Source organism: Solirubrobacter ginsenosidimutans (assembly GCF_027587205.1).
This window is the reverse complement of sequence record NZ_JAPDOD010000132.1, coordinates 1-1,136: the sequence shown is the minus strand read 5'-3', so window position 1 is coordinate 1,136 and position 1,136 is coordinate 1. Positions and strand designations below refer to the sequence as shown.

Here is a 1,136-nt window from a genome sequence, read left to right as displayed (position 1 = left end):
CGGCGCCCCGCGCACGCCCCCGGCGCCCCGCACGCCCCCGGCGCCCCGCACGCCCCCGCGCGCCCGACGGCGCCGCTCCGCGCCTCATCGGCTGTGCGCTCGCGCGCGAGTGGTCGCCAATCCCCGCTCAGCGGGGGAAAGTGACCACGGGCGGATTCCAGTGGTCGCCAAGGCACCTCAGCGGTGCTTCCGTGACCACCGCGCGTCGTCCGTCGGCCCCAAGTGGTCGCTGAACGTTGCACAGCACCGTCGAGTGACCACTCCCGGCGGGTCATAGCGTGCGGGCGTAGCTGATCGCCGCGACGACGGTCGTTCCGCCCGCGGCGAGCGCGCGGGCCGAGGCGTCGAGGGTCGCGCCTGTGGTGTGGACGTCGTCGACGAGGATCGCCAGCGATGGCGGTGTGCCACGCACGCGAATCAGCAGCCGGCCAGGCGCGCGCCGTTCGCGCCGGCTGGAGCCGACCTGGCGGGCGGTGCGGTCGGCCCGCACCAGACAGTCCGCGAACGGCTGGTCGATGCGGCGGGCGAGCGCAAGGGTCAAGACCCGCGCCGGGTCGAATCCCCGCCGTCTTCGCCGCGCCGGCGCCGCCGGGACGGGCACGAGCGCGATCGCCGGATCGCGAAGCGCCACCGGTAGGTTCGCGGCCATGTGCGCCGCCATCAGATCGCCGGCGACCAACGCGCCGCGGAACTTCAGCGCCGCGACGAGCCGCTGCGACACGCCCTCGTAGGCGACTGGCGCCCACGCCCGTGGGAACGCCGCCCGCGCCGCCGGGCACGTCCGCCCGCGATGCCTGGGCAACCCGCACCGACGGCACCCCGGCCGCAGCCACGGCAGTGCCCGCACGCACGTGGCGCACAACCGCTCGTCCGCCCGGCCGAGCGCACACCCACACGCGAGGCACCCTGGCGGGGCCAGCAGGGCGACGAGTTCCGCGAGCCACCGGCTCACGCTCCTCGCGCCCCGCCGACCACGCCGCCTCGCGCGCCCCACGCGAGACCGTCCTCATCGCGGCGCGCGCCCCACACGCCGCCGCCCTCATCGCGCCGCGCGCCCCACACGCCGCCGCCCCCATCGCGCCGCGCGCCCCACGCGTGACCGCCCTCATCGCGCCGCGCGCCCCACACGCCAAGTC

General features: G+C 77.5%; 1 protein-coding gene and 1 pseudogene. Both read right to left on the bottom strand.

The genetic code is table 11. The features are described 5' to 3' along the window. Window positions 1–271: 271 nt before the first annotated feature. Complete coding sequence (locus tag OM076_RS44490) at window positions 272–952, bottom strand: ComF family protein (protein ID WP_270046749.1); 681 nt, start codon at window positions 950–952, stop codon at window positions 272–274. Next, window positions 949–1,136, bottom strand: a pseudogene (locus tag OM076_RS44485) (RNA recognition motif domain-containing protein); the annotation flags it as partial. The gene OM076_RS44490 and the pseudogene OM076_RS44485, both read right to left, overlap by 4 nt.